The organism is Kluyvera sp. (genome assembly GCF_047971185.1).
Lineage (GTDB): Bacteria > Pseudomonadota > Gammaproteobacteria > Enterobacterales > Enterobacteriaceae > Kluyvera.
The window spans coordinates 60,716-81,052 of sequence record NZ_JBKDZH010000032.1; the positions used below are offsets into that span (position 1 = coordinate 60,716).

A 20,337-nucleotide genomic window follows, 5' to 3' on the forward strand; every position below is an offset into this window, starting at 1 on the left:
GCCGCAGGTCGAACGCGTCGTCGACATCCGCTGCCGATATCGGCGCTTCCCCGCCCTGCACCGTCGGCACCGCTCCGGCAAATTTTTCGTAGTAGAAGTTGCGCGGCGTCAGCCCTTCGGCATCCAGATAGCCGCGCACCGCATCAACCATCGGCGGCGGCCCGCACAGGTACACGTCGGCATCGCCGCCGTTGAGCAGGCGGGCATCGATATGTTGGGTCACGTAACCTTTGTGCGGATAGCCGCTTTGCGGGTCGGCGACGGTACAGCGGTAGCTGAAGTTCGGCAGCCGACGGACAAAATCATCGAGCACGTCAATCGCCACGATATCCTCATCGCGGGTGACGCCAAAAATCAGATGTACCGGCTGGTGCGTCACGGCATCATCAGCCAGTTTTGCCAGCATCGACAGGAACGGCGCCAGCCCGGTGCCGCCCGCGAGGAATAACACCGGGCGCGCTATCGGGCGCAGGTAGAAGCTGCCCAGCGGCCCCCGAAAGGCGATGGCGTCGCCCGGGCGGGCTCGCTCAGCCAGCCGGACATCAGCCCCTGCGGCACGTTGCGCACCACGAACGACACTTCGCTCTCCGCCGGGCCAGAGCTGAACGAGTACGAGCGCGTCTGGTCGCTGCCGGGCACCTGGACATTCACGTACTGCCCGGGCTGGAAGCGCAGCGCCTGGCGATCGTCGAGGGCGATGGAGAAGGTCAAGGTCGTGGGCGACAGCGCGCGGCTGGCGGTGATATGCCCGTGGAAGGTGCCCACGTCCGCGGCGTCGGAGGCGGCGGCAATCTCCACCACGCAGTCGCTGACCGGGCGCATCTGGCAGGTCAGTACCCTTCCGGCACCGGCTTCTTCGGCCGAGAGCGCATCATCCACGTAGTCGCCGTGCTGATATTCGCCGGACGCACAGGTGGCTTTGCAGGTGCCGCACACGCCGTCGCGGCAGTCGAGCGGAATGCTGATTCTGGCGCGCAGCGCGGCGTCGGCGACGGACTCACCGGCACGGCAGTCGATCGTCTGCATCGCCCCGTCTTCAAAACGAAGGGTAATTTGATGACTCATCTCTTCTCATCCTCCAGGCAGTTGCGGTCGGAAAATCCGATGCTTCATCAAATGCTGGATGCCGTTTTGACACAACGGACAGAGATAGCATTAAACAGGACAAAACCGGCATCTGGCCGGGTTAGCGGGGGCGATCACATTTATGCCGAAGGAAAAACGGGGGTATACCCATGAAATAAGAGAGGTTATTCATTCCGGACGATAAGGTGGAACTAAGCTATACGCCAGTGAAATAAGTCGATAAGAGGCCGGGTTGGCATGCTGACCCGGTTTTGCTGCCGCCTATTTCGCATTGCAGACCTTTATTTTCTTCAAACCCATCATAATTAATAGGTATACACGCCACCCCTTTTGCGTTAAAAAAACGCCCGCACATGTTAAAAAAAATGGAGCCAAATGGAAATAAAGAAATAAATTAGTTAAACACTCCTGAATTTAGGATAAATAAAACAAATTTATTTATCGAACTAAATATTTATCATCAATTGAACTGCCACCGTTAATGTTAATTATGTTGCCTATATTTAGATACCCGTCAAAAAATATAAACCCCATCTCCCATATTCGTTTTACTCGATACACAAACGATGTTATATCCTGAGATGATTTATCACGCATCATCTCATTGCATGTAATCTCTACTGGCATATAACAAAACAAATAGTGATATTTGATAGGAAATCAGTATGAAAAAGATAGCTAAATGGTTTGCTGTTTTCGCCTTCATTGGCCTGCTGGCGGGCTGCGCGCGTACCGCGCCAATCGAACAAATTAATACCGTGGTCGCGGCGGGTCATACCACCGACCAGATGAAAAACGCCATTCTGATGGCGGGCATTCAGCGCCAGTGGATCATGACCGATGCCGACCCTGGCGTCATCAAAGCCACGCAGAAAGCACGCGATCACTCCGCTACGGTAAATATCAAATATACCGCCACCAGCTATTCCATCATTTACGATAGCAGCTTCAACCTGATGGCTTCCGGCGGAAGTATTCATAAAAATTACAACCGTTGGGTCAGAAACCTCGACAAAGACATCCAGGTGAACCTGGCGGCCGCGACGCTGAAGTAAGTTTACGCGAAGCCTGCTGCGGCAGGCTTAAATTCTGCCCCCTCAACAGACCCAAATAATATGTATAAACAGGACTCACTGAGCGCGCTGGAAGCAATCACCGAAGCGCAAAAAATTGCCTTTGCCCCGATGCTATTTCAGGCGGCCCTCAGCCTTCGTAATACCGGTATACTCACTTTTTTAGATCGGCAGGGTAAAAGCGGCGCGACGCTGGAAGATATTGCCGAGTGCTGTTCACTGAATGAATACGCAATTAGTATTCTTCTGGATATGGGGCTGAGTGGGCGAATCGTCACGGCAACCGATGACGTCTATTATTTAACCAAGGTTGGCCATTTTCTGCTGCACGATAAAATGACCAACGTAAATATGGATTTCACGCAGAATGTTTGTTATCAAGGATTATTCTTTCTCGAACACGCATTAAAGGAAGGTAAACCATCGGGGTTGAAAGTTTTCGGCGATTGGCCGACAATTTATCCTGCGTTATCCCAGCTTCCGGATACCACGCGGGAAAGCTGGTTTGCCTTCGATCATTATTACTCTGACGGCGCCTTCACTGAAGCTCTTCCGCGGGTTTTCGCCAGCCGCCCGGCAACATTGTATGATGTGGGCGGAAATACCGGTAAATGGGCGCTGCATTGTTGCCGATATGATGAGAATATTGCGGTAACGTTATTAGACCTGCCGCAGCAAATTGCGTTAGCGCGTGACAATATTGCGCAGGCAGGCATGGCTCATCGGGTTAATTTTCACGCGGTCGATATGTTAAGCGATGCGCCATTACCCCGTGACGCCGATATCTGGTGGATGAGTCAGTTTCTCGACTGTTTTTCACCGGAACAAATTATTACCCTGTTGGGTAACGTCGCCGGCGCGATGAAACCGGGGGCCAGGCTGTGCATTATGGAGCTGTTCTGGGATGCGCAGAAATTTGAAGCCGCGGCGTTTAGCCTTAACGCAACGTCGCTGTACTTTACCTGCATGGCCAACGGCAACAGCCGGTTTTACAGCGCAGAGAAGTTTTATCACTATCTGGACCGCGCGGGGTTCCGGGTAGAAGAACGCCACGACAATCTGGGTATTGGTCATACCCTCCTGATTTGTCATAAGAAATAATTCTACGGCGTCGCTATTTTATTTTTTGGCATACGAGCGGATGCCGGTTGACTCATTGATTAGGCGCGAGTAGATGAAATTTGCATTAAACATCGTTGATTGGCAGGCCAGCGCGCCGGGTATCAGCAGCGCGGAACAGTGGCAGCAATGGTCACAGGATCCGCACGCCATCGATCCCTCCGCGCCGCTGGCGAAACCCACTGAGCTGCCGATGATGACCGCGCGCCGCCTCAGCTCCGGCAGCAAGCTGGCCGTGGAATGCGGCCTGTCGCTGCTGCGCCGTCACGCGATTGAGGCGGTGCTGTTCACCAGCCGCCACGGCGAGCTGGAGCGCAACTTCCGTATCCTGCAAGCGCTGGCGACGGAACAACCACTCTCCCCTACTGACTTTGCGCTCTCGGTGCATAATTCTTCTGTCGGCAATCTGACCATCGCCGCCAGGCAGCCGCTGGTATCGTCTTCACTTTCCGCTGGCCGCGACACCTTCCAGCAGGGGCTTTGCGAAGCCCTTGCGCTGATGCAGGCCGGCTACTCGCGTATTCTGATGGTCGATTTCGACGGTTTTCTGCCCGAATTTTATCACTCCCGCCTGCCGCCGACGATGCCCACCTGGCCGTACGCCGTCGGGCTGGTACTGGAAGCAGGCCAGCAGTGGCAATGCGAAACCCAGCGCGACGCCGCGCAGGCGGAAAGCGCCCTGCCGCAAAGCCTGCTGTTCCTGCAGCACTATTTACAAAACGCCGCCACCTTCGCCATCCCCGGCGAGCGGGTGCAATGGCGCTGGAGCCGCCCATGAAGGCGCTATTTTCACGCCTGAACCGCCTCTGGCGCGCGGCGATGACCGGCTTTTGCTTTGCGCTCTTCGGCCTGGGCGGGCTGCTGCTGTCGCTTATCTGGTTCAATTTACTGCTGGTTGTCGTGCGCAACAAAGCGCGGCGTCGACGTCTGGCGCGGCGCAGTATCTCGCTCAGCTTCCGCTTTTTCCTCGCGGTGGTCAGGGCGGTCGGGGTACTGGATTACCGCATTGAGGGCGCGGAAACGCTGCGCCAGGAGCGCGGCTGTCTGGTGGTGGCGAACCATCCTAGTCTGATTGACTACGTGATGCTGGCCTCTATCATGCCCGAAACCGACTGTCTGGTGAAAAGCGCGCTGCTGCACAACCCGTTCGTCAGCGGCGTGATTCGTGCCGCCGACTATCTGATTAACGATCAGGCCGATGCGCTGCTACCGGCCAGCCGACAGCGCCTGCAGCAGGGCGATACCATTTTGATTTTCCCCGAAGGCACGCGCACCGTTCCCGGCGAAAAAATGACCCTGCAGCGCGGCGCGGCCAATATTGCCGTGCGCTGCGGCAGCGATCTCCGCATCGTGGTTATCCGCTGCACCGAGCATATGCTGGGCAAACAGAGTAAATGGTATGACGCGCCGAAAACCAAGCCTCTCTTTACCATCGAGGTGGGCGAACGGCTGGCGCTCGAACAGTTTTATCATGCAAATTCACAAGAACCGGCGCTGGCAGCACGGCAGCTAAACCGGCATATTTTGCTTAAATTACAAACAAATACTACGAATGGCATAGGAATTAATGATGCAAGCGCTCCATCTTGAAATCAAAAATCTCATCATAACTACCCTTAATCTGGATGAGCTATCGGCAGACGACATTGATACCGAGGCGGCGCTGTTTGGCGATGGCCTGGGGCTGGACTCTATTGATGCCCTGGAATTAGGGCTGGCGGTAAAAAATCAGTACGGCGTGGTGCTGTCCGCAGAAAGTGAAGAGATGCGCCAGCACTTCTTCTCTGTTGCCACGCTGGCATCTTTCATTCACGCGCAACGTGCCTGAGGATAGCCGTTATGACCGAACAACAAGCCATTTACGACGAAGTGTCCGCCCTGCTGGTTAAGCTGTTTGAAGTTGAACCGCAGGATATCCACCCTGATGCGCGTCTGTACGAAGACCTTGAGCTGGACAGCATCGATGCGGTCGACATGATCGTGCATCTGCAAAAGAAAACCGGTAAGAAAATTAAGCCGGAAGAATTTAAAGCGGTGCGCACCGTACAGGACGTGGTGGACGCGGTTGAGCGTCTACTGAAAGAAGCGTAATACGCGATGCCGGGCCTTCGCTCGCTGCCCATCGTACCGCTCCTGACCGGATTATTGCTGCTGGCCTGGCCGTTTTTAATCGGCTTTGGGCTGGCGCATAACGGCCTGCACTGGCTGCTACCGCTGATGGCGTTACTCCTCTTCCTGCGCTTTCGCCAGACCCGGCGACAGGCGGGGCCGCTGCGTGTCGTCACCCAGGTGGTGGCGGTGGCGGGCATCACGCTGTGCCTTGCCAGCTACCTGCTGAAAAGCCATCAGCTGCTGCTGTTTTATCCGGTGGTGGTCAACGCGGTGATGCTGGCGGTGTTTGGCGGTTCGCTGTGGTCGGCGATGCCGATTGTCGAACGCCTGGCGCGCCTTAGTGAACCCGACCTCCCCGTCGCTGGCGTGCGTTATACCCGCAAAGTCACGCAGCTGTGGAGCGCCTTTTTCATTATTAACGGCAGCATTGCGCTGTTCACCGCGCTGCACGGCGATATGGCCCTGTGGACGCTGTGGAACGGCATGATTGCCTATCTGCTAATGGGCCTACTGATGGGCGGAGAATGGCTGGTGCGCCGCCGGATGATGAAACGAGATCCACAATGAAGCAACCCCTGACGCTAGCGCAATGGCTTAGCGCCCCCCGGCCGACGGAAACGCCGATTGCCTGGCAGGAGCAGCACACCTGGACGCTCGGCCACCTGCGCGCCGACGTGGCCCGGCTTATCGCCGAGCTGCAGCCGCTGCCGGGCGAGCGCTGGGCGCTGTGCCTGGAAAATAGCTATCTGTTTATTGTGGCCCTGCTGGCAACATTACACGCGGGTAAAACGCCGGTGATCCCCGGCCACAGCCGCGCTTCGTTGCTGAATGAACAGCGCGCGCTGTTTGACGGCGTGCTGAGCGACAGCGCGCTTGACTGGCCTGGTCCACAGCACCGCGTGGGCTCCACGATGTGCGCCAGCGCTGCGCACTTCAGCTTCCCGGCCATCCCCCCCGAGGCGCACGTCGAGCTGTTCACCTCGGGTTCAACCGGCCAGCCGAAGCGCATTCTCAAATCCATTCACGCGCTCGACCGCGAAGCGGCGCTGCTGTCGACGCGCTTTGCCGAGCGTCTGACGGGTAGCCGCGTCGTCGCGTCGGTGGTGCCGCAGCATCTTTACGGCCTCACGTTTCGTATTTTCCTGCCGATGGCGCTGGGCCTGCCGCTACACGCGTCGCTCATCCACTATGCTGAACAGCTGGCGGCGCTGGATCACCAGCACCGTTACGCGTTTATCAGCAGCCCGGCCTTTTTAAAACGGCTTGACCCACGCCTGACTCCGCCGCCGCTGGCGCTGCTCCTGTCGGCGGGCGGCGCGCTGCCGTGGCGGGACGCCGCGCAGGCCGCCGAGTGGCTGAAGGTCTGGCCGGATGAAATCTACGGCAGTACCGAAACCGGGGTGATCGCCTGGCGCTATCGCCAGCAGGAGGCGGCCAGCTGGCTCCCCTTCCCCGGCGTCCATTTTTCGGCTGAAGACGGCGCGTTACGCCTCTTTTCGCCGCTGATCGCTGACGCTAGCGGCCATGTTATTGACGACATTCTGCACTTCGATCCCGACGGGCGTTTTCATCTGACCGGCCGCCGTGGCCGGATAGTCAAAATAGAAGAAAAGCGCATTTCGCTACAGGAAGTGGAACGGCGGCTGCTGGCGCTGGAAGACATCCGCGACGCCGCGGCGCTGCCGCTGACCCGCGGCGGTCGCCAGTGCGTGGGCGTCCTGCTGGTGCTGAATGACGATGCCCGCCAGCGCTGGCAAAACGGCAGCGCTAAAGCGCTGGAGCTTGCCTGGCGACGCGCGCTGCGCCCGTGGCTGGAGCCGGTGGCCGTGCCGCGCTACTGGCGGGTGATGGATGACATTCCGGTCAACAGTATGAATAAGCGTGTCTATGCGCAATTACAGGAGTTATTTCATGAAACCCCGTGAAATTGAGCGCCATCAGGCCCCCCAGCAGCCGCTGGAAATTGTGCTGTCGCTTGACCCCGATCTGTTCTGGTTCCAGGGCCACTTTGCCATTCAGCCGCTGCTGCCCGGCGTGGCACAGATGGAGTGGGTGATGCACTACGCCACCACCGAGCTGGCCCCCGGCTGGCGTTTTCACAGCATTCAGAACGTTAAGTTTCAGGCCCCGCTGCTGCCCTCGACGGTGGTCACGCTGACCCTGAACTGGCAGGAAGAGCGCGGACTACTAACGTTCAGCTACCAGCGCCACGACGGCGACGCGCGCCATACGGCCAGCAGCGGGAAGATTCGGCTATGTCGATAACCGTCTCCCCGTGCGTATTAATCCCCTGCTATAACCACGGCGCGATGATGTCGGGCGTGCTCGCGCGCCTGCAACCCTTTGGCCTGCCCTGCATTGTGGTCGACGACGGCAGCGACGCCGCCACCCGCGATGAGCTGGATCGGCTGGCGGCGCAAAGCGACCATCTGACGCTGATTCGCCTGACGGCCAACGCGGGCAAAGGCGCGGCGGTGATCCGCGGTCTGCAGGCGGCGGCGGAAGCCGGCTACAGCCATGCCGTGCAGGTGGATGCCGACGGGCAGCACGCCATTGAAGATATTCCAGCGCTGCTGGCGCTGGCGCACGCGCACCCCGGCGCGCTGATTTCCGGGCAGCCGATTTATGACGACTCCATTCCCCGCTCTCGCCTGTATGGCCGCTGGGTGACCCACGTCTGGGTGTGGATTGAAACGCTCTCGCTGCAGCTAAAAGACAGCATGTGCGGCTTTCGCGTCTACCCGGTTGCCCCCACGCTTCAGCTGGCACAGCGCGTCACCCTCGGCCAGCGGATGGATTTTGATACCGAAGTGATGGTGCGTCTCTACTGGCAGGGAACCCCCAGCTATTTCCTGCCGACCCGCGTGACCTATCCGCTGGACGGTCTTTCCCATTTCGATGCGCTCAAAGACAACCTGCGCATTTCGCGCATGCACACGCGGCTGTTCTTCGGCATGCTGCCGCGCATTCCGTCGCTGCTGTTCCGCCGCGCCTCGCCGCACTGGGCGCGCCAGCAGGAGGTTAAAGGGCTATGGGGCATGCGCCTGATGCTACGGGTGTGGCGTCTGCTGGGCAGAAAGGCGTTCACGCTGCTGCTCTATCCGGTGGTGGCCGTGTACTGGCTGACGGCGACGCAGGCGCGTCACGCCTCGCAGCGCTGGGTGCAGCGCGTCCGCGAGCAGCTCCGCGAGCGCGGAATGCCGGTGCCGGAAAAACTCACCAGCTATCGGCACTTCCTGCGTTTTGGCAACGCGATGCTGGATAAAATCGCCAGCTGGCGCGGCGAGCTGCGCCTGGGGCGCGACGTGGTCTTTGCGCCGGGCGCGGAGGCGACGCTCAACGGCGGAGACGGCCGCGGCAAGCTGCTGCTGGCCTCGCATCTCGGCGACGTCGAAGTCTGCCGGGCGCTGGCGCAACTGGAAGGCGGCCGAACCATTAACGCGCTGGTGTTCAGCGATAACGCCCAGCGCTTCAAGCAGATCATGCAGGAGATGGCGCCGCAGGCGGGAATTAACCTGCTGCCGGTCACCGACATCGGCCCGGATACCGCCATACTGCTGCAGGAGAAGCTGGATCGCGGCGAGTGGATTGCCATCGTCGGCGATCGTATTGCGGTCAGCCCGCAGCGCGGCGGCGAATGGCGCGTGTGCTGGAGCCGCTTTATGGGCCAGCCCGCTCCGTTCCCGCAGGGGCCGTTTATTCTGGCGGCGATTTTGCGCTGCCCGGTCGAACTGCTGTTCGCGCTGCGCCAGGGGGACAAGCTGCATATCCACTGCGAACCGTTTGCCGACCCGCTGCACCTGCCGCGCGCCGCGCGCCAGCAGGCGCTGCAGCAGGCCATCGATCGCTACGCCGAACGCCTGGAGCACCACGCGCTACGGTCGCCGCTCGACTGGTTTAACTTTTTCGATTTCTGGCAGCTGCCGGATCCTCAAAACAAGGAGTAAAGGGTGCTAAACGATCCCCGTTTTACGGCTGAAGTTGAGCTGACCATTCCTTTTCACGACGTCGACATGATGGGCGTGGCGTGGCACGGCAACTATTTTCGCTATTTCGAAATCGCCCGCGAAGCGCTGCTGAACCAGTTCAACTACGGCTATCGCCAGATGAAAGAATCCGGCTACCTGTGGCCGGTGGTCGATACCCGCGTGAAGTACCGCCATCCGCTGACCTTCGAGCAGCGGATCCGCGTGCGGGCGCGTATTGATGAGTTTGAAAACCGCCTGCGCATCAACTACGACATTTTCGATGCGGAAAGCGGACAGCGCGCCACCACCGGCTACACCATTCAGGTGGCGGTGGAAGAAGCCAGCCGCGAGATGTGCTTCGTTAGTCCGCAGATTCTGTTTGAACGCATGGGGGTGACGCCATGAGATTCCTGCCGCTGCTGGCGCTGCTGATAAGCCCGTTCGTTAGCGCGCTGACGCTCGACACGCTGCAACAGCGTTTTACCGAACAGCCGGTGATCCGCGCGCACTTCGAGCAGACCCGCACCATTAAGGATCTGCCGCAGCCGCTGCGCTCCCAGGGCAATATGCTGATCGCCCGCGATCGCGGGCTGCTGTGGGATCAAACCAGCCCGTTCCCGATGCAGCTGCTGCTGGACGACAAGCGGATGGTACAGGCGGTTAACGGCCAGCCGCCGCAGACCATCACCGCGGAGAATAACCCGCAGATGTTCCAGTTTAACCATCTGCTGCGCGCGCTGTTTCAGGCCGATCGTACCGTGCTTGAGCAAAACTTCCACGTCGAATTCACCGACCAGGGCGCAGGCCGCTGGACGCTGCGCCTGACGCCGACCACCACGCCGCTGGATAAAATCTTCGCCACCATTGATTTGGCCGGTAACGCCTATCTGGAACGGATTACGCTGAACGATAAACAGGGCGACCGCACCGATATCGTTCTCTCCCGACACCAACTGACGCCCGCGCAACTGACCGATGACGAACGCCAACGCTTTGCCGCCCAGTAAACGCCCGGCGCTGCTGTGGGCCTTCGCCTGTCTGCTGATGCTGGCGCTGCTGCTGACGCTGCTGCCGCAGGCGCGGCTCAACAGCAGCGTGCTGGCGATGCTGCCGAAACAGGCGATGGGCGCGATTCCGCCCAGCCTGAACGACGGATTTATGCAGCGCCTCGACCGCCAGCTGGTCTGGCTGGTCAGCCCCGGTAAACAGGCCGACCCACAGGTCGCCCGCGACTGGCTGAATCTGCTGGAAAAATCGCACGCGCTGGCGGAGGTAAAAGGCCCGATGGACGCCGACAGCCAGCAGGCCTGGGGCGCGTTCTTCTGGCAGCACCGTAACGGGCTGATCGATCCCGATACCCGCGCGCGCCTGCAAAACGGCGGCGCGGCGCAGGCGCAGTGGATCCTCTCCCAGCTCTATTCGGCCTTCTCCGGGGTCAGCGGCAAAGAGCTGCAAAACGATCCGCTGATGCTGATGCGCGGCTCGCAGCTGGCGATGGCTAAAAATGGCCAGCGGCTGCGGCTGATGGACGGCTGGCTGGTAACGCAGGACCGCGAAGGCAACTACTGGTATCTGCTGCACGGCGAGCTGTCCGGCTCGTCGTTCGACATGCAGCAAACGCACCGGCTGGTGACCACGCTCGGCACGCTGGAAGGCGAGCTGAAAGCCCGCCACCCGCAGGCGCAGCTGCTGTCGCGCGGGACGGTATTCTACAGCGACTACGCCAGCCAGCAGGCGAAGCAGGATATTTCAACGCTCGGCGTCGCCACGCTGCTCGGCGTGCTGTTGCTAATTATCGTCACCTTCCGTTCGCTGCGCCCGCTGCTGCTGTGCGCGCTCTCCATCGCCATCGGCGCGCTGGCGGGCACCGTGGTCACGCTGCTGATGTTCGGCGAGCTGCATCTGATGACGTTGGTGATGAGCATGAGCATCATCGGTATTTCCGCCGACTACACGCTGTACTATCTGACCGAACGGATGGTGCACGGCGCGGAATCCTCGCCGTGGCAAAGCCTCGCCAAAGTGCGTAACGCGCTGCTGCTGGCGCTGCTGACCACCGTGGCGGCGTATCTGATCATGATGCTTGCCCCCTTCCCCGGCATTCGCCAGATGGCGGTGTTTGCGGCGGTAGGGCTTTCCGCGTCGTGCCTGACGGTCATTTTCTGGCACCCGTGGCTGTGCCGTGGCCTGCCGGTGCGTCCGGTTCCGGCCATGGTGCTGATGCTGCGCTGGCTGGCCGCGTGGCGACGCAATAAAAAACTGTCCGTGGGGCTACCGGCGGCGCTGGCCCTGTTCTCGCTGGCGGGCCTCGCGGTGCTACGCGTCGACGACGATATCTCGCAGCTGCAGGCGCTGCCGCAGTCTATTCTGGCGCAGGAGAAAACCATCACCGCCCTGACCGGCCAGAGCGTCGATCAAAAATGGTTCGTGGTGTACGGCAACTCGGCGCAGCAAACGCTGGAGCGGCTGGAAGGGTTTGTCCCCGCGCTTGAAGAGGCCAAAAAGCGGGGCTGGCTCAGCGGCTATCGCACCATTCCGCTTAATTCACTGGCCCGTCAGCAGCAGGATCTCACGGCGCTGAACAGCGCCGCGCCCGCCGTCGCTCAGGCGCTGAGCAGCGCCGGGATAACGACGGTGACACCCGACCTCAAGCCCATGCCGGTCACGGTTGAGAACTGGCTTAGCAGCCCGGCCAGCGAAGGCTGGCGGCTGCTGTGGCTGACGCTGCCCAGCGGTGAAAGCGGCGTGCTGGTGCCTGCGGAAGGGGTCAACAACAGCGCGGCGCTAAACGCGCTGAGCAACAAACAGCCCGGCGTGGCGTGGGTGGATCGTAAAAGCACGTTCGATGCGCTGTTCGCCCTGTATCGTCATATTCTGACCGGTCTGCTGGGCGTGGCGCTGGCGGTGATTGCCTGCGGCGCGGTCGCCCGCCTGGGCTGGCGGAAAGGGTTAATCAGCCTGGTGCCGTCGGTGCTCTCTTTAGGCTGCGGGCTGGCGGTACTGGCGTTGAGCGGACACCCGCTGAACCTGTTCTCGCTGCTGGCGCTGGTGCTGGTGCTGGGCATTGGCATCAACTACACGCTATTTTTCAGCAACCCGCGTGGCACGCCGCTGACGTCGCTGCTGGCGGTTACCCTGGCGATGCTGACCACCCTGCTGACGCTCGGCATGCTGGTCTTTAGCGCCACTCAGGCCATCAGCAGCTTCGGCATCGTGCTGGTGAGCGGCATTTTCACCGCCTTCCTGCTATCGCCGCTGGCGATGCCGGGGAAAAAAGAGAAGAAAAAACGATGATCAATCTGAACCATTTTGCCACAGGGCCTGTGCGCCTGATCCGGCTTATCGCCGCGACGATCGGCGTGCTCGTACTGGCCGGTTGCAGCCATTCACAGCCGGATCAATCCGGCCGTCCGCAGGCATGGCTACAGCCCGGCACCCGTATTACGCTGCCCGCGCCGGGGATCTCTCCGGCCATCAGCTCGCAGCAGCTGCTGACCGGCAGCTTCAACGGCAAGACGCAGTCGCTGCTGGTGATGCTGAACGCCGATGATCAAAAGCTCACGCTGGCGGGGCTGTCATCGGTAGGAATTCGTCTGTTCCTTGTCACCTACGACGGCAGCGGGCTGCACGCCGAGCAGTCGATCGTGGTGCCACAGCTGCCGCCCGCCAGCCAGGTGCTGGCGGACGTGATGCTCAGCCACTGGCCGCTCAGCGCCTGGCAGCCGCAGCTGCCGACGGGCTGGACGCTGACCGACAGCGGCGATAAGCGCGAGCTGCGCAACGCCTCTGGCAAACGGGTGACGGAAATCACCTACCTGAACCGCAAAGGCAAACGCGAGCCGATTAGCATCGAGCAGCACGTTTTTAAATACCACATCACCATTCAATATCTGGGTGACTGAGATGATCTACATTTCTGCGGTTGGCATGATCAATGCCCTGGGCAGCACGCTGGATGAGATTGCCGCCAACCTATCGCGCGGCGTCGCGCCCGGTATGCGCCCGAGAACCGGCTGGCTTCAGGGTCATCCGCACACGGTGCTGGGCGGCGTCGACGGCGAACTGCCGGCCATTCCTGATGATTACCGCGACCACCGCTCGCGCAACAATCAGCTACTGCTGGCGGCGCTGGCGCAGATTCAGCCGCAGGTGGACGCCGCCATCGCCAGCTATGAGCCCGATCGGGTTGCGGTGGTGCTCGGCACCAGCACCTCCGGGCTGGACGAGGGCGATGAGCACGTGAAGCGGACGCTGAACGGCGAGGAGAGCACCGCGTGGCGCTACCCGCAGCAGGAGCTGGGCGACCCGTCGCGTTTTCTCAGCCACTGGCTGGCGCTTGACGGCCCGGCGTTTACCCTCTCAACCGCCTGCTCCTCCAGCGCCCGCGCGATCGTCAGCGGCCGCCGCCTGATTGAGGCCGGGCTGGCCGACGTGGCGATTGTCGGCGGGGCTGATACCCTGAGCCGGATGCCGATTAACGGCTTCCACAGCCTGGAGTCGCTCTCCCCTACCCTGTGCCAGCCGTTTGCCCAGGGGCGCAGCGGCATTACCATCGGCGAAGGCGCGGCGCTGATGCTGCTGACGCGCGAACCGCAGCCCATCGCGCTGCTGGGCGTTGGCGAGTCGAGCGATGCTTACCATATTTCCGCCCCGCACCCGCAGGGGGAAGGCGCGATCCGCGCCATCGAGCAGGCGCTGCGCGACGCGGGTTTAACGCCGGATGACGTCGGCTATATCAATTTACACGGCACCGCCACGCCGCTAAATGACCAGATTGAGTCGGCGGTCGTCAACGCGCTGTTCGGCGAGCGCGTGCCGTGCAGTTCAACCAAGCACCTTACCGGGCACACGCTCGGCGCGGCGGGCATTACCGAAGCGGCGCTCAGCATGCTAATTTTGCAGCGCGATCTTCCGCTGCCGGTGCAGGATTTTAGCCTGTCGCCGCGCGATCCCACGCTGCCCGCCTGCGGGATTATCGCGCGCCCGCAGCCGCTGGCGCGCCCGACGATCCTGTCAAATTCCTTTGCCTTTGGCGGCAACAACGCCAGCATTCTGCTCGGGAGATGTTCATGAACCACTATTTATCGCCCGGCGACTACCTGCCGCACGACGCGCCGATGCTGCTGTTAGAAGAGGTGGCGCAGGTCAGTGAAGAGAGCGCCGTCTGCCGCGTTGACGTCACGGACGCGGGGGTGCTGGCACCGTTTCTCGACCCGCAGGGCAACCTGCCCGGCTGGTATGCGCTGGAGCTGATGGCGCAAACCGTGGGCGTCTGGTCCGGCTGGCACCGCCGCCAGCAGGGTCAGGCGGCTATTTCCCTCGGAATGGTGCTCGGCGCGCGCGAACTGATTTGCGCGGCGGGCACGCTGCCAGCGGGGAAAACGCTGACGATCGCCGTCAAGCTGCTGATGCAGGACGAGCGGTTCGGCAGCTTCGAATGCGCTATCACCACCGACGAGCAGACGCTGGCTACCGGCCGCGTCAATACCTTCCAGCCAACGGCGGAAGAACTTCACTCTTTATTTCAACCAGGAGCGTCCGCATGAGTCGTTCAGTTTTAGTGACCGGTGCGAGTAAAGGCATCGGTCGCGCCATCGCTCGCCAGCTGGCGGCAGACGGCTTTACGGTGGGCGTCCACTATCATCGTGACGCGCAGGGCGCGCAGCAGACGCTGGACGCCATCCTCAGCGCGGGCGGCGCGGGCCGTCTGCTGAGCTTTGACGTCGCTAACCGCGAGCAGTGCCGCGAGGTGCTGGAGCAGGACATCGAGGCCCACGGCGCGTGGTACGGCGTGGTGAGCAATGCTGGCATCACCCGCGACGCGGCCTTCCCGGCGCTGAGCGAAAACGACTGGGACGCGGTGATCCACACTAACCTCGACAGCTTTTACAACGTCATCCAGCCGTGCATCATGCCGATGATTAGCGCGCGCCAGGGCGGGCGCATCATCACGCTGTCATCGGTTTCCGGCGTGATGGGCAACCGGGGCCAGGTTAACTACAGCGCGGCGAAGGCCGGGATCATCGGCGCCACCAAAGCGCTGGCGATCGAGCTGGCCAAACGCAAAATTACCGTTAACTGCATCGCGCCGGGGCTGATTGATACCGGCATGATCGAGATGGAAGAAGCGGCGCTAAAAGAGGCGATGGCCATTATTCCAATGAAACGCATGGGCCAGGCGGACGAAGTCGCGGGGCTTGCCAGCTACTTAATGTCGGACGTGGCGGGCTACGTCACCCGGCAGGTTATTTCCATCAATGGAGGGATGTTATGACACGTCGCGTGGTTATTACCGGCATGGGCGGCGTCACCGCCTTTGGCGAAAGCTGGCACAACGTCTCGGCGCGCCTGCTGGCCTACGAAAACGCGGTGCGCAAAATGCCGGAGTGGCAGATCTATGACGGTCTGCATACGCTGCTGGGCGCGCCGATTGATGATTTTGCCCTGCCGGAGCACTACACGCGCAAGCGCATTCGGGCGATGGGCCGCGTCTCGCTGATGTCGACGCGGGCGAGCGAGCTGGCGCTGGAGCAGGCCGGGCTGATTGGCGACGAGGTGCTGACCAACGGCGAGACCGGCATCGCCTACGGTTCCTCTACCGGCAGTACCGGCCCGGTCAGTGAGTTTGCCACCATGCTCACCGAGAAGCACACCAATAACATCACCGGCACCACCTACGTGCAGATGATGCCGCACACCACCGCCGTTAACACCGGGCTGTTCTTCGGGCTGCGCGGGCGGGTGATCCCGACCTCCAGCGCCTGCACCTCGGGCAGCCAGGCGATCGGCTACGCCTGGGAAGCCATTCGCCACGGCTATCAAACGGTGATGGTCGCCGGGGGCGCCGAAGAGCTGTGTCCGTCGGAAGCGGCGGTCTTTGATACGCTGTTTGCCACCAGCCAGCGTAACGATGCGCCGAAGACCACCCCGTCGCCGTTTGATGAACAGCGCGATGGCCTGGTGATTGGCGAAGGCGCGGGCACGCTGATTCTGGAAGAGCTGGAGCACGCCAAAGCGCGCGGCGCGACGATTTACGGTGAAATTGTTGGCTTCGCCACCAACTGCGACGCCGCGCATATTACCCAGCCGCAGCGTGACACCATGCAGATTTGTATGGAGAAGGCGCTGAAAATGGCCGGGCTGAGCCCGCTCGACATCGGCTATATTTCCGCCCACGGTACCGCCACCGACCGTGGCGACATCGCCGAAAGCCATGCTACCGCCGCTATCTACGGCGACAACGTGCCGATCTCCTCGCTGAAAAGCTATTTTGGCCACACCCTGGGCGCCTGCGGCGCGCTGGAAGCCTGGATGAGCCTGCAGATGATGCGCGAAGGCTGGTTTGCGCCGACGCTGAATTTACGTCAGCCGGACGCCAACTGCGGCGCGCTGGATTACATCATGGGGGAAGCCCGCAAAATTGACTGCGAATATTTGCAGAGCAATAACTTTGCCTTTGGCGGCATTAACACCTCTATCATCATCAAGCGCTGGCCATAACGTGTATCGCCTGCTGCTGGGAAAGGTATCGCTCTTAAGCGCGGGCGCGCTGCCGCCCGCGTTAACCGCTCAGGCCCCCTCAGGGCCCCGGCGCGCGCGCTGGCTGGCCGGGCGCGTGCTGCTTTCCCATGCCCTCTCGCCGCTGCCCGATATCCTCTACGGCGAGCAGGGTAAGCCGATGTTCACGGCGAAAACGCCGCTGTGGTTTAACCTCAGCCATAGCGGCGATGAGATTGCCCTGCTGCTGAGCGATGTCGGCGAGGTGGGCTGCGATATCGAAGCGCTGCGCCCGCGTAAGCGCTGGCCGGCGCTGGCTGAAGCCGTTTTCAGCGCCGGGGAACGGGCCGAAATTGCCGCTGCGTCTGACGATCGTCAGCTGGCGGCGTTCTGGCAGATCTGGACGCGTAAAGAGGCCATCGTGAAGCAGCGCGGCGGTAGCGCGTGGCAGATGGCGCAAATTGATAGCACGCAGCCGCAAACGGGCTTTGTCTCCCACCGCTGGCTGAATACGCTGAGCCTGGCGATTTGTACGCCGACGCCGGTGAATGCTGCGGATATTATCGTAGAAAGACCTTAGATATAATTACGCATAATAAGGTAACCCTCTCACATCGCTGCAAAAATATAATCATAAAGTGAGTTTTCGTTATTCTGGTGGTCATCATTTTTGAATTTATTTTGTCAGCCGGGCCGCAACCTTGATTTTGGTCAACGCCTTTCGGGCGATTAAATTGCATTTTATGCACACTTTATATTCATATAGTGAATGACTCCTTTGGTTTTACGACTTGAACAGATGTTTGTCAGGCCCGCAAGCCTGTGGGGCTGGCTGATGTGCAATGCGCTTAACGGCATCGCTATCGTGGTCTGCTTCTCCACCGCATGCGCGCTTATCGGCATCCGGGAATCGGTGTGGCATATCGTTATCACCGTGGCGATTATTGTCTCGACGTTTTACAGCGCCAACTATTTCTCCGCGCTGGAATCACGTAATGATAAACGACGTTACTTTTTATTTTTCTGGGTCATTATCACCGTGCTATTGAATTTCGTTCATGTCTGGGGATAAGCCAGCCATAAAATAACGGCGATTCGTGTTTAATGCGGAAGTATTATTTCCGCTGTTCACTGCCGCAATTCTTCCCCCCTCTTTTAACGGTCTCTTATACATAAGTCCCTGATGGCAATTATCAGGGAGGGGGAGATGTATTTGGATTTATCACTCCGTTGCGCTCCTTTTCAGCTCTCGCCACATAAATTGTACGGGCGCAGGGAGCGCGCAAGGGGCGGCCAATCGCCGCCGCCCCCTGCACCCCCGGGCTCTGGCGGCAAAATCGCCACTTCGTGGTTCCCTCAGCTTATCCCTTACGGCTTTCGGGTCGGGCGCGAGGTAACGTCCCTGTAAAGCCGCGCCCTCAGCCCACATCCCTGTGGGCTGCCCCGGCCTTCAGGGAACGCTTCGGCGATTTAGACGCCACCAAAAACCGTGCGGTCTTTGAACTCACAGCAACAACCAAAGTGACTGAAACCGATGAGTCCCGCTGGAAATCGGCGAACCGGAGAATGGAAGACAAGGTCAGGACGCCATGGATGGCGGACTGAGGCGAACCGAGACAAGACAAAATTGCCGGGAGCAATTTTGAACAACGCTTGCGTTGGCCCGAAGGGCGAGTCCCAGGGATGGGACGAGTAATCTCGAGTTTCGCCGTGCCGCAGGATGGAGTTCGCAGGTGAGCGTAGTGCGAAGCACCGATTTCCCTGCGGGCCGCGGGGATTGCCAAGGGGGTCGCGGTTGACCCCCTTGGCCCGTTCACGAGTGCAAAAACGTCATGTTCCGCCTGACGTAAAGTGAACGGAACCTTTCACCTTACTGACAGATATCAGGTTTTGTATCTCGAATTTGTGGATAAGAGACTGCTATTTTACAGAGTGGAGAATAGCCGTCGCTCAATCAGGGCCGTGGGCCAAACATCTCAATCAGCTGCTTTTCATCCGGCATACCCACGACCTGCTGCAGCTCATTTTTATCATTCATATAGTAAATCGCTGGCGTCGCATTCGCCCCCAGATCGTCCATCAGCTTCTGATGCTGCTGGAGCAGATTGAAGGTTTCACGCGGCGTCGTTCCCGTAAACGGCGGCAGTTTTTTTCCGCCGGAAAGCTCATACTCACGCCACGCCGCTACCGGGTCGGCGGCATTCAGAATCGCCGTGGCATTGCGGCCGCTTTGCGGATTCAGAAACGCCACCAGCAGCGTGTTCAGCTGCACTTTCCCCGCCGCGACCCAGGGCTGGGCCGCCGACCAGAACGTTTTGCAGTACGGGCAGAACGGATCGGCAAACACCACCACCTTACGCTCGGCGGTATCGGCCCCCTCTTTCAGCGCCTGCGCGCTGTTCAGCTTGTGCCACATTTCCCGGCCCAGCGGGATATAAATCTCGCTTTTGAAATAGTCCTCGCTCAGGTTCTTCCCTTTATCATCATACAGATAGCCTGAGACCACGTGCTGACCATCCGGCGTCAGAAACAGCGTCACGCCCATGTCCTGATACTGCCCCACCCAGCTCTTCAGGCCGCCGGGCGCGTCGATCTCTTTGATAATGGTGATGTTCTGCTGCTCGCTAAAGCGCTTTACCACGTCGGGCAGCGGCGCGGTGGCAAAGGCCAGCGTCGGGATGATGGACAGCGCCATCAGCGCGATTGATTTCATTTTCGTCTCTCCTTAACGCGGGGGAACGCGCCCCCGCACGTTAATTTACTGTTTTTTCAGCGCGTCGCTGACCATGGCGTCAAATTGTTCATACGGTACCCAGCCCGCCAGCATCTCATCGCCAATCAGCGTGGCCGGCGTGCCCTGAATACCCAGCTGCTGGGCGATCGCCAGGCTTTTTTTCAGCGTCTCCAGACTTTGCTCGTCGGGCTTATCAACCACCACCGCCGCTTTTTTCTTCGCCTCGGCGATGCTGGCATCATCGTGATAGCCCTTTTTGGCCATCAATATGTCGTTGAACCTGATGAATTGTGCGGGATGCGCGCGCCAGACGGTCAGCGCATCGCGGGCCGCCGTCACCGAACTTTCCGCGCGGTAAGGCAGAAACTTAAACACCACCGCCACATCAGGATATTTGGCCACAATCTTTGCCAGATAAGGGTCAAACTTTTTGCAGTAAGGGCAGTTGTAGTCGGTAAACACCACCAGCGTCAACCGGGGATGCGCCGCGCCCATGCGCGGAGAGTTGGGGTCATTGAAGAGAAAATCCGTCTGTTGCGTCAGCACCGTTTTCAGCTGCTCGCGGTCGGCCTGCGCGCTTTGCTGGTCCAGCTTTTCCGCGGCCGCCGCCAGTATTTCCGGATGCTTTAGCAGCGTCTCCTGCACCAGCTCCTGTACGCGCGCTTCCTGCGCGGGCGTCAGCGGCGGCGCGGCAATGGCGCCGAGTGAGGCCATCATCAGTACACAAAAAATCAGTATCGTTTTCATC

At 60.2% G+C, this 20,337-nt stretch carries 22 protein-coding genes and 1 pseudogene; 20 read left to right on the forward strand and 3 right to left on the reverse strand.

Going from position 1 to position 20,337, the window contains the following annotated elements; translation table 11 throughout:
- Positions 1–79 precede the first annotated feature (79 nt).
- Positions 80–1,065 (reverse strand): annotated as a pseudogene (benC, locus tag ACK5JN_RS07875) (benzoate 1,2-dioxygenase electron transfer component BenC); the annotation flags it as partial.
- Positions 1,066–1,751: 686 nt separating this feature from the next.
- On the opposite strand from benC, the gene ACK5JN_RS07880 reads away from it, so the two are divergent.
- The 20 genes from ACK5JN_RS07880 (at position 1,752) to ACK5JN_RS07975 (ending at position 17,927) form a co-directional block, all read left to right on the forward strand.
- Positions 1,752–2,141 (forward strand): hypothetical protein, encoded by a 390-nt coding sequence (locus ACK5JN_RS07880; RefSeq protein ID WP_416869645.1) that lies wholly within the window; start codon positions 1,752–1,754, stop codon positions 2,139–2,141.
- A gap of 60 nt (positions 2,142–2,201) precedes the next feature.
- On the forward strand, positions 2,202–3,260 hold the full coding sequence (locus tag ACK5JN_RS07885) for a methyltransferase (protein WP_416869646.1): 1,059 nt from the start codon (positions 2,202–2,204) through the stop codon (positions 3,258–3,260).
- A gap of 73 nt (positions 3,261–3,333) precedes the next feature.
- Entirely contained in the window at positions 3,334–4,056 is a 723-nt protein-coding gene (locus ACK5JN_RS07890) for a beta-ketoacyl synthase chain length factor (protein WP_416869647.1), read from the forward strand.
- Positions 4,035–4,868 (forward strand): lysophospholipid acyltransferase family protein, encoded by an 834-nt coding sequence (locus tag ACK5JN_RS07895; protein WP_416869648.1) that lies wholly within the window; start codon positions 4,035–4,037, stop codon positions 4,866–4,868. Before ACK5JN_RS07890 ends, ACK5JN_RS07895 begins: the two co-directional genes overlap by 22 nt.
- The gene (locus ACK5JN_RS07900; RefSeq protein WP_416869718.1) at positions 4,849–5,106 is read left to right on the forward strand and encodes a phosphopantetheine-binding protein; all 258 of its coding nucleotides are present in this window, start codon (positions 4,849–4,851) and stop codon (positions 5,104–5,106) included. The genes ACK5JN_RS07895 and ACK5JN_RS07900 overlap by 20 nt, the downstream gene beginning before the upstream one ends.
- An 11-nt stretch (positions 5,107–5,117) precedes the next feature.
- Positions 5,118–5,369: an acyl carrier protein gene (locus tag ACK5JN_RS07905; RefSeq protein ID WP_416869649.1), complete on the forward strand. Its 252-nt coding sequence runs from the start codon at positions 5,118–5,120 to the stop codon at positions 5,367–5,369.
- 6 nt (positions 5,370–5,375) lie between these two features.
- The gene (locus tag ACK5JN_RS07910; protein ID WP_416869650.1) at positions 5,376–5,957 is read left to right on the forward strand and encodes a hypothetical protein; all 582 of its coding nucleotides are present in this window, start codon (positions 5,376–5,378) and stop codon (positions 5,955–5,957) included.
- Positions 5,954–7,315, forward strand: coding sequence for an AMP-binding protein (locus tag ACK5JN_RS07915; RefSeq protein WP_416869651.1), 1,362 nt, complete (start codon positions 5,954–5,956; stop codon positions 7,313–7,315). The genes ACK5JN_RS07910 and ACK5JN_RS07915 overlap by 4 nt, the downstream gene beginning before the upstream one ends.
- On the forward strand, positions 7,302–7,655 hold the full coding sequence (locus ACK5JN_RS07920; protein WP_416869652.1) for a hydroxymyristoyl-ACP dehydratase: 354 nt from the start codon (positions 7,302–7,304) through the stop codon (positions 7,653–7,655). Before ACK5JN_RS07915 ends, ACK5JN_RS07920 begins: the two co-directional genes overlap by 14 nt.
- Positions 7,646–9,337: a glycosyltransferase family 2 protein gene (locus ACK5JN_RS07925; protein WP_416869653.1), complete on the forward strand. Its 1,692-nt coding sequence runs from the start codon at positions 7,646–7,648 to the stop codon at positions 9,335–9,337. Before ACK5JN_RS07920 ends, ACK5JN_RS07925 begins: the two co-directional genes overlap by 10 nt.
- Before the next feature lie 3 nt (positions 9,338–9,340).
- Positions 9,341–9,763 carry an acyl-CoA thioesterase gene (locus tag ACK5JN_RS07930; RefSeq protein ID WP_416869654.1) on the forward strand — a complete coding sequence of 141 codons (423 nt, stop codon included), beginning with the start codon at positions 9,341–9,343 and terminating at the stop codon, positions 9,761–9,763.
- Positions 9,760–10,365: a LolA family protein gene (locus ACK5JN_RS07935; RefSeq protein WP_416869655.1), complete on the forward strand. Its 606-nt coding sequence runs from the start codon at positions 9,760–9,762 to the stop codon at positions 10,363–10,365. The genes ACK5JN_RS07930 and ACK5JN_RS07935 overlap by 4 nt, the downstream gene beginning before the upstream one ends.
- Positions 10,334–12,652, forward strand: coding sequence for an MMPL family transporter (locus ACK5JN_RS07940; protein ID WP_416869656.1), 2,319 nt, complete (start codon positions 10,334–10,336; stop codon positions 12,650–12,652). The genes ACK5JN_RS07935 and ACK5JN_RS07940 overlap by 32 nt, the downstream gene beginning before the upstream one ends.
- The gene (locus tag ACK5JN_RS07945; protein ID WP_416869657.1) at positions 12,649–13,260 is read left to right on the forward strand and encodes a DUF3261 domain-containing protein; all 612 of its coding nucleotides are present in this window, start codon (positions 12,649–12,651) and stop codon (positions 13,258–13,260) included. The genes ACK5JN_RS07940 and ACK5JN_RS07945 overlap by 4 nt, the downstream gene beginning before the upstream one ends.
- 1 nt (position 13,261) lies before the next feature.
- Positions 13,262–14,431: a beta-ketoacyl-[acyl-carrier-protein] synthase family protein gene (locus ACK5JN_RS07950; RefSeq protein WP_416869658.1), complete on the forward strand. Its 1,170-nt coding sequence runs from the start codon at positions 13,262–13,264 to the stop codon at positions 14,429–14,431.
- The gene (locus tag ACK5JN_RS07955) at positions 14,428–14,904 is read left to right on the forward strand and encodes a 3-hydroxy-fatty acyl-ACP dehydratase (protein WP_416869659.1); all 477 of its coding nucleotides are present in this window, start codon (positions 14,428–14,430) and stop codon (positions 14,902–14,904) included. Before ACK5JN_RS07950 ends, ACK5JN_RS07955 begins: the two co-directional genes overlap by 4 nt.
- Entirely contained in the window at positions 14,901–15,632 is a 732-nt protein-coding gene (locus tag ACK5JN_RS07960; protein WP_416869660.1) for a 3-ketoacyl-ACP reductase FabG2, read from the forward strand. Before ACK5JN_RS07955 ends, ACK5JN_RS07960 begins: the two co-directional genes overlap by 4 nt.
- Entirely contained in the window at positions 15,629–16,858 is a 1,230-nt protein-coding gene (locus tag ACK5JN_RS07965; RefSeq protein ID WP_416869661.1) for a beta-ketoacyl-ACP synthase, read from the forward strand. Before ACK5JN_RS07960 ends, ACK5JN_RS07965 begins: the two co-directional genes overlap by 4 nt.
- Before the next feature lies 1 nt (position 16,859).
- On the forward strand, positions 16,860–17,435 hold the full coding sequence (acpT, locus tag ACK5JN_RS07970; RefSeq protein ID WP_416869662.1) for a 4'-phosphopantetheinyl transferase AcpT: 576 nt from the start codon (positions 16,860–16,862) through the stop codon (positions 17,433–17,435).
- A 255-nt stretch (positions 17,436–17,690) separates the two neighbouring features.
- Positions 17,691–17,927, forward strand: coding sequence for a hypothetical protein (locus ACK5JN_RS07975; RefSeq protein ID WP_416869719.1), 237 nt, complete (start codon positions 17,691–17,693; stop codon positions 17,925–17,927).
- A gap of 882 nt (positions 17,928–18,809) precedes the next feature.
- On the opposite strand, the gene dsbG is transcribed toward ACK5JN_RS07975, so the two are convergent.
- A complete protein-coding gene (gene dsbG / locus ACK5JN_RS07980; protein WP_416869663.1) occupies positions 18,810–19,568 on the reverse strand; it encodes a thiol:disulfide interchange protein DsbG in 759 nt (252 codons plus the stop codon).
- Between the two features lie 45 nt (positions 19,569–19,613).
- The gene (locus ACK5JN_RS07985) at positions 19,614–20,336 is read right to left on the reverse strand and encodes a DsbA family protein (protein ID WP_416869664.1); all 723 of its coding nucleotides are present in this window, start codon (positions 20,334–20,336) and stop codon (positions 19,614–19,616) included.
- Position 20,337 lies beyond the last annotated feature (1 nt).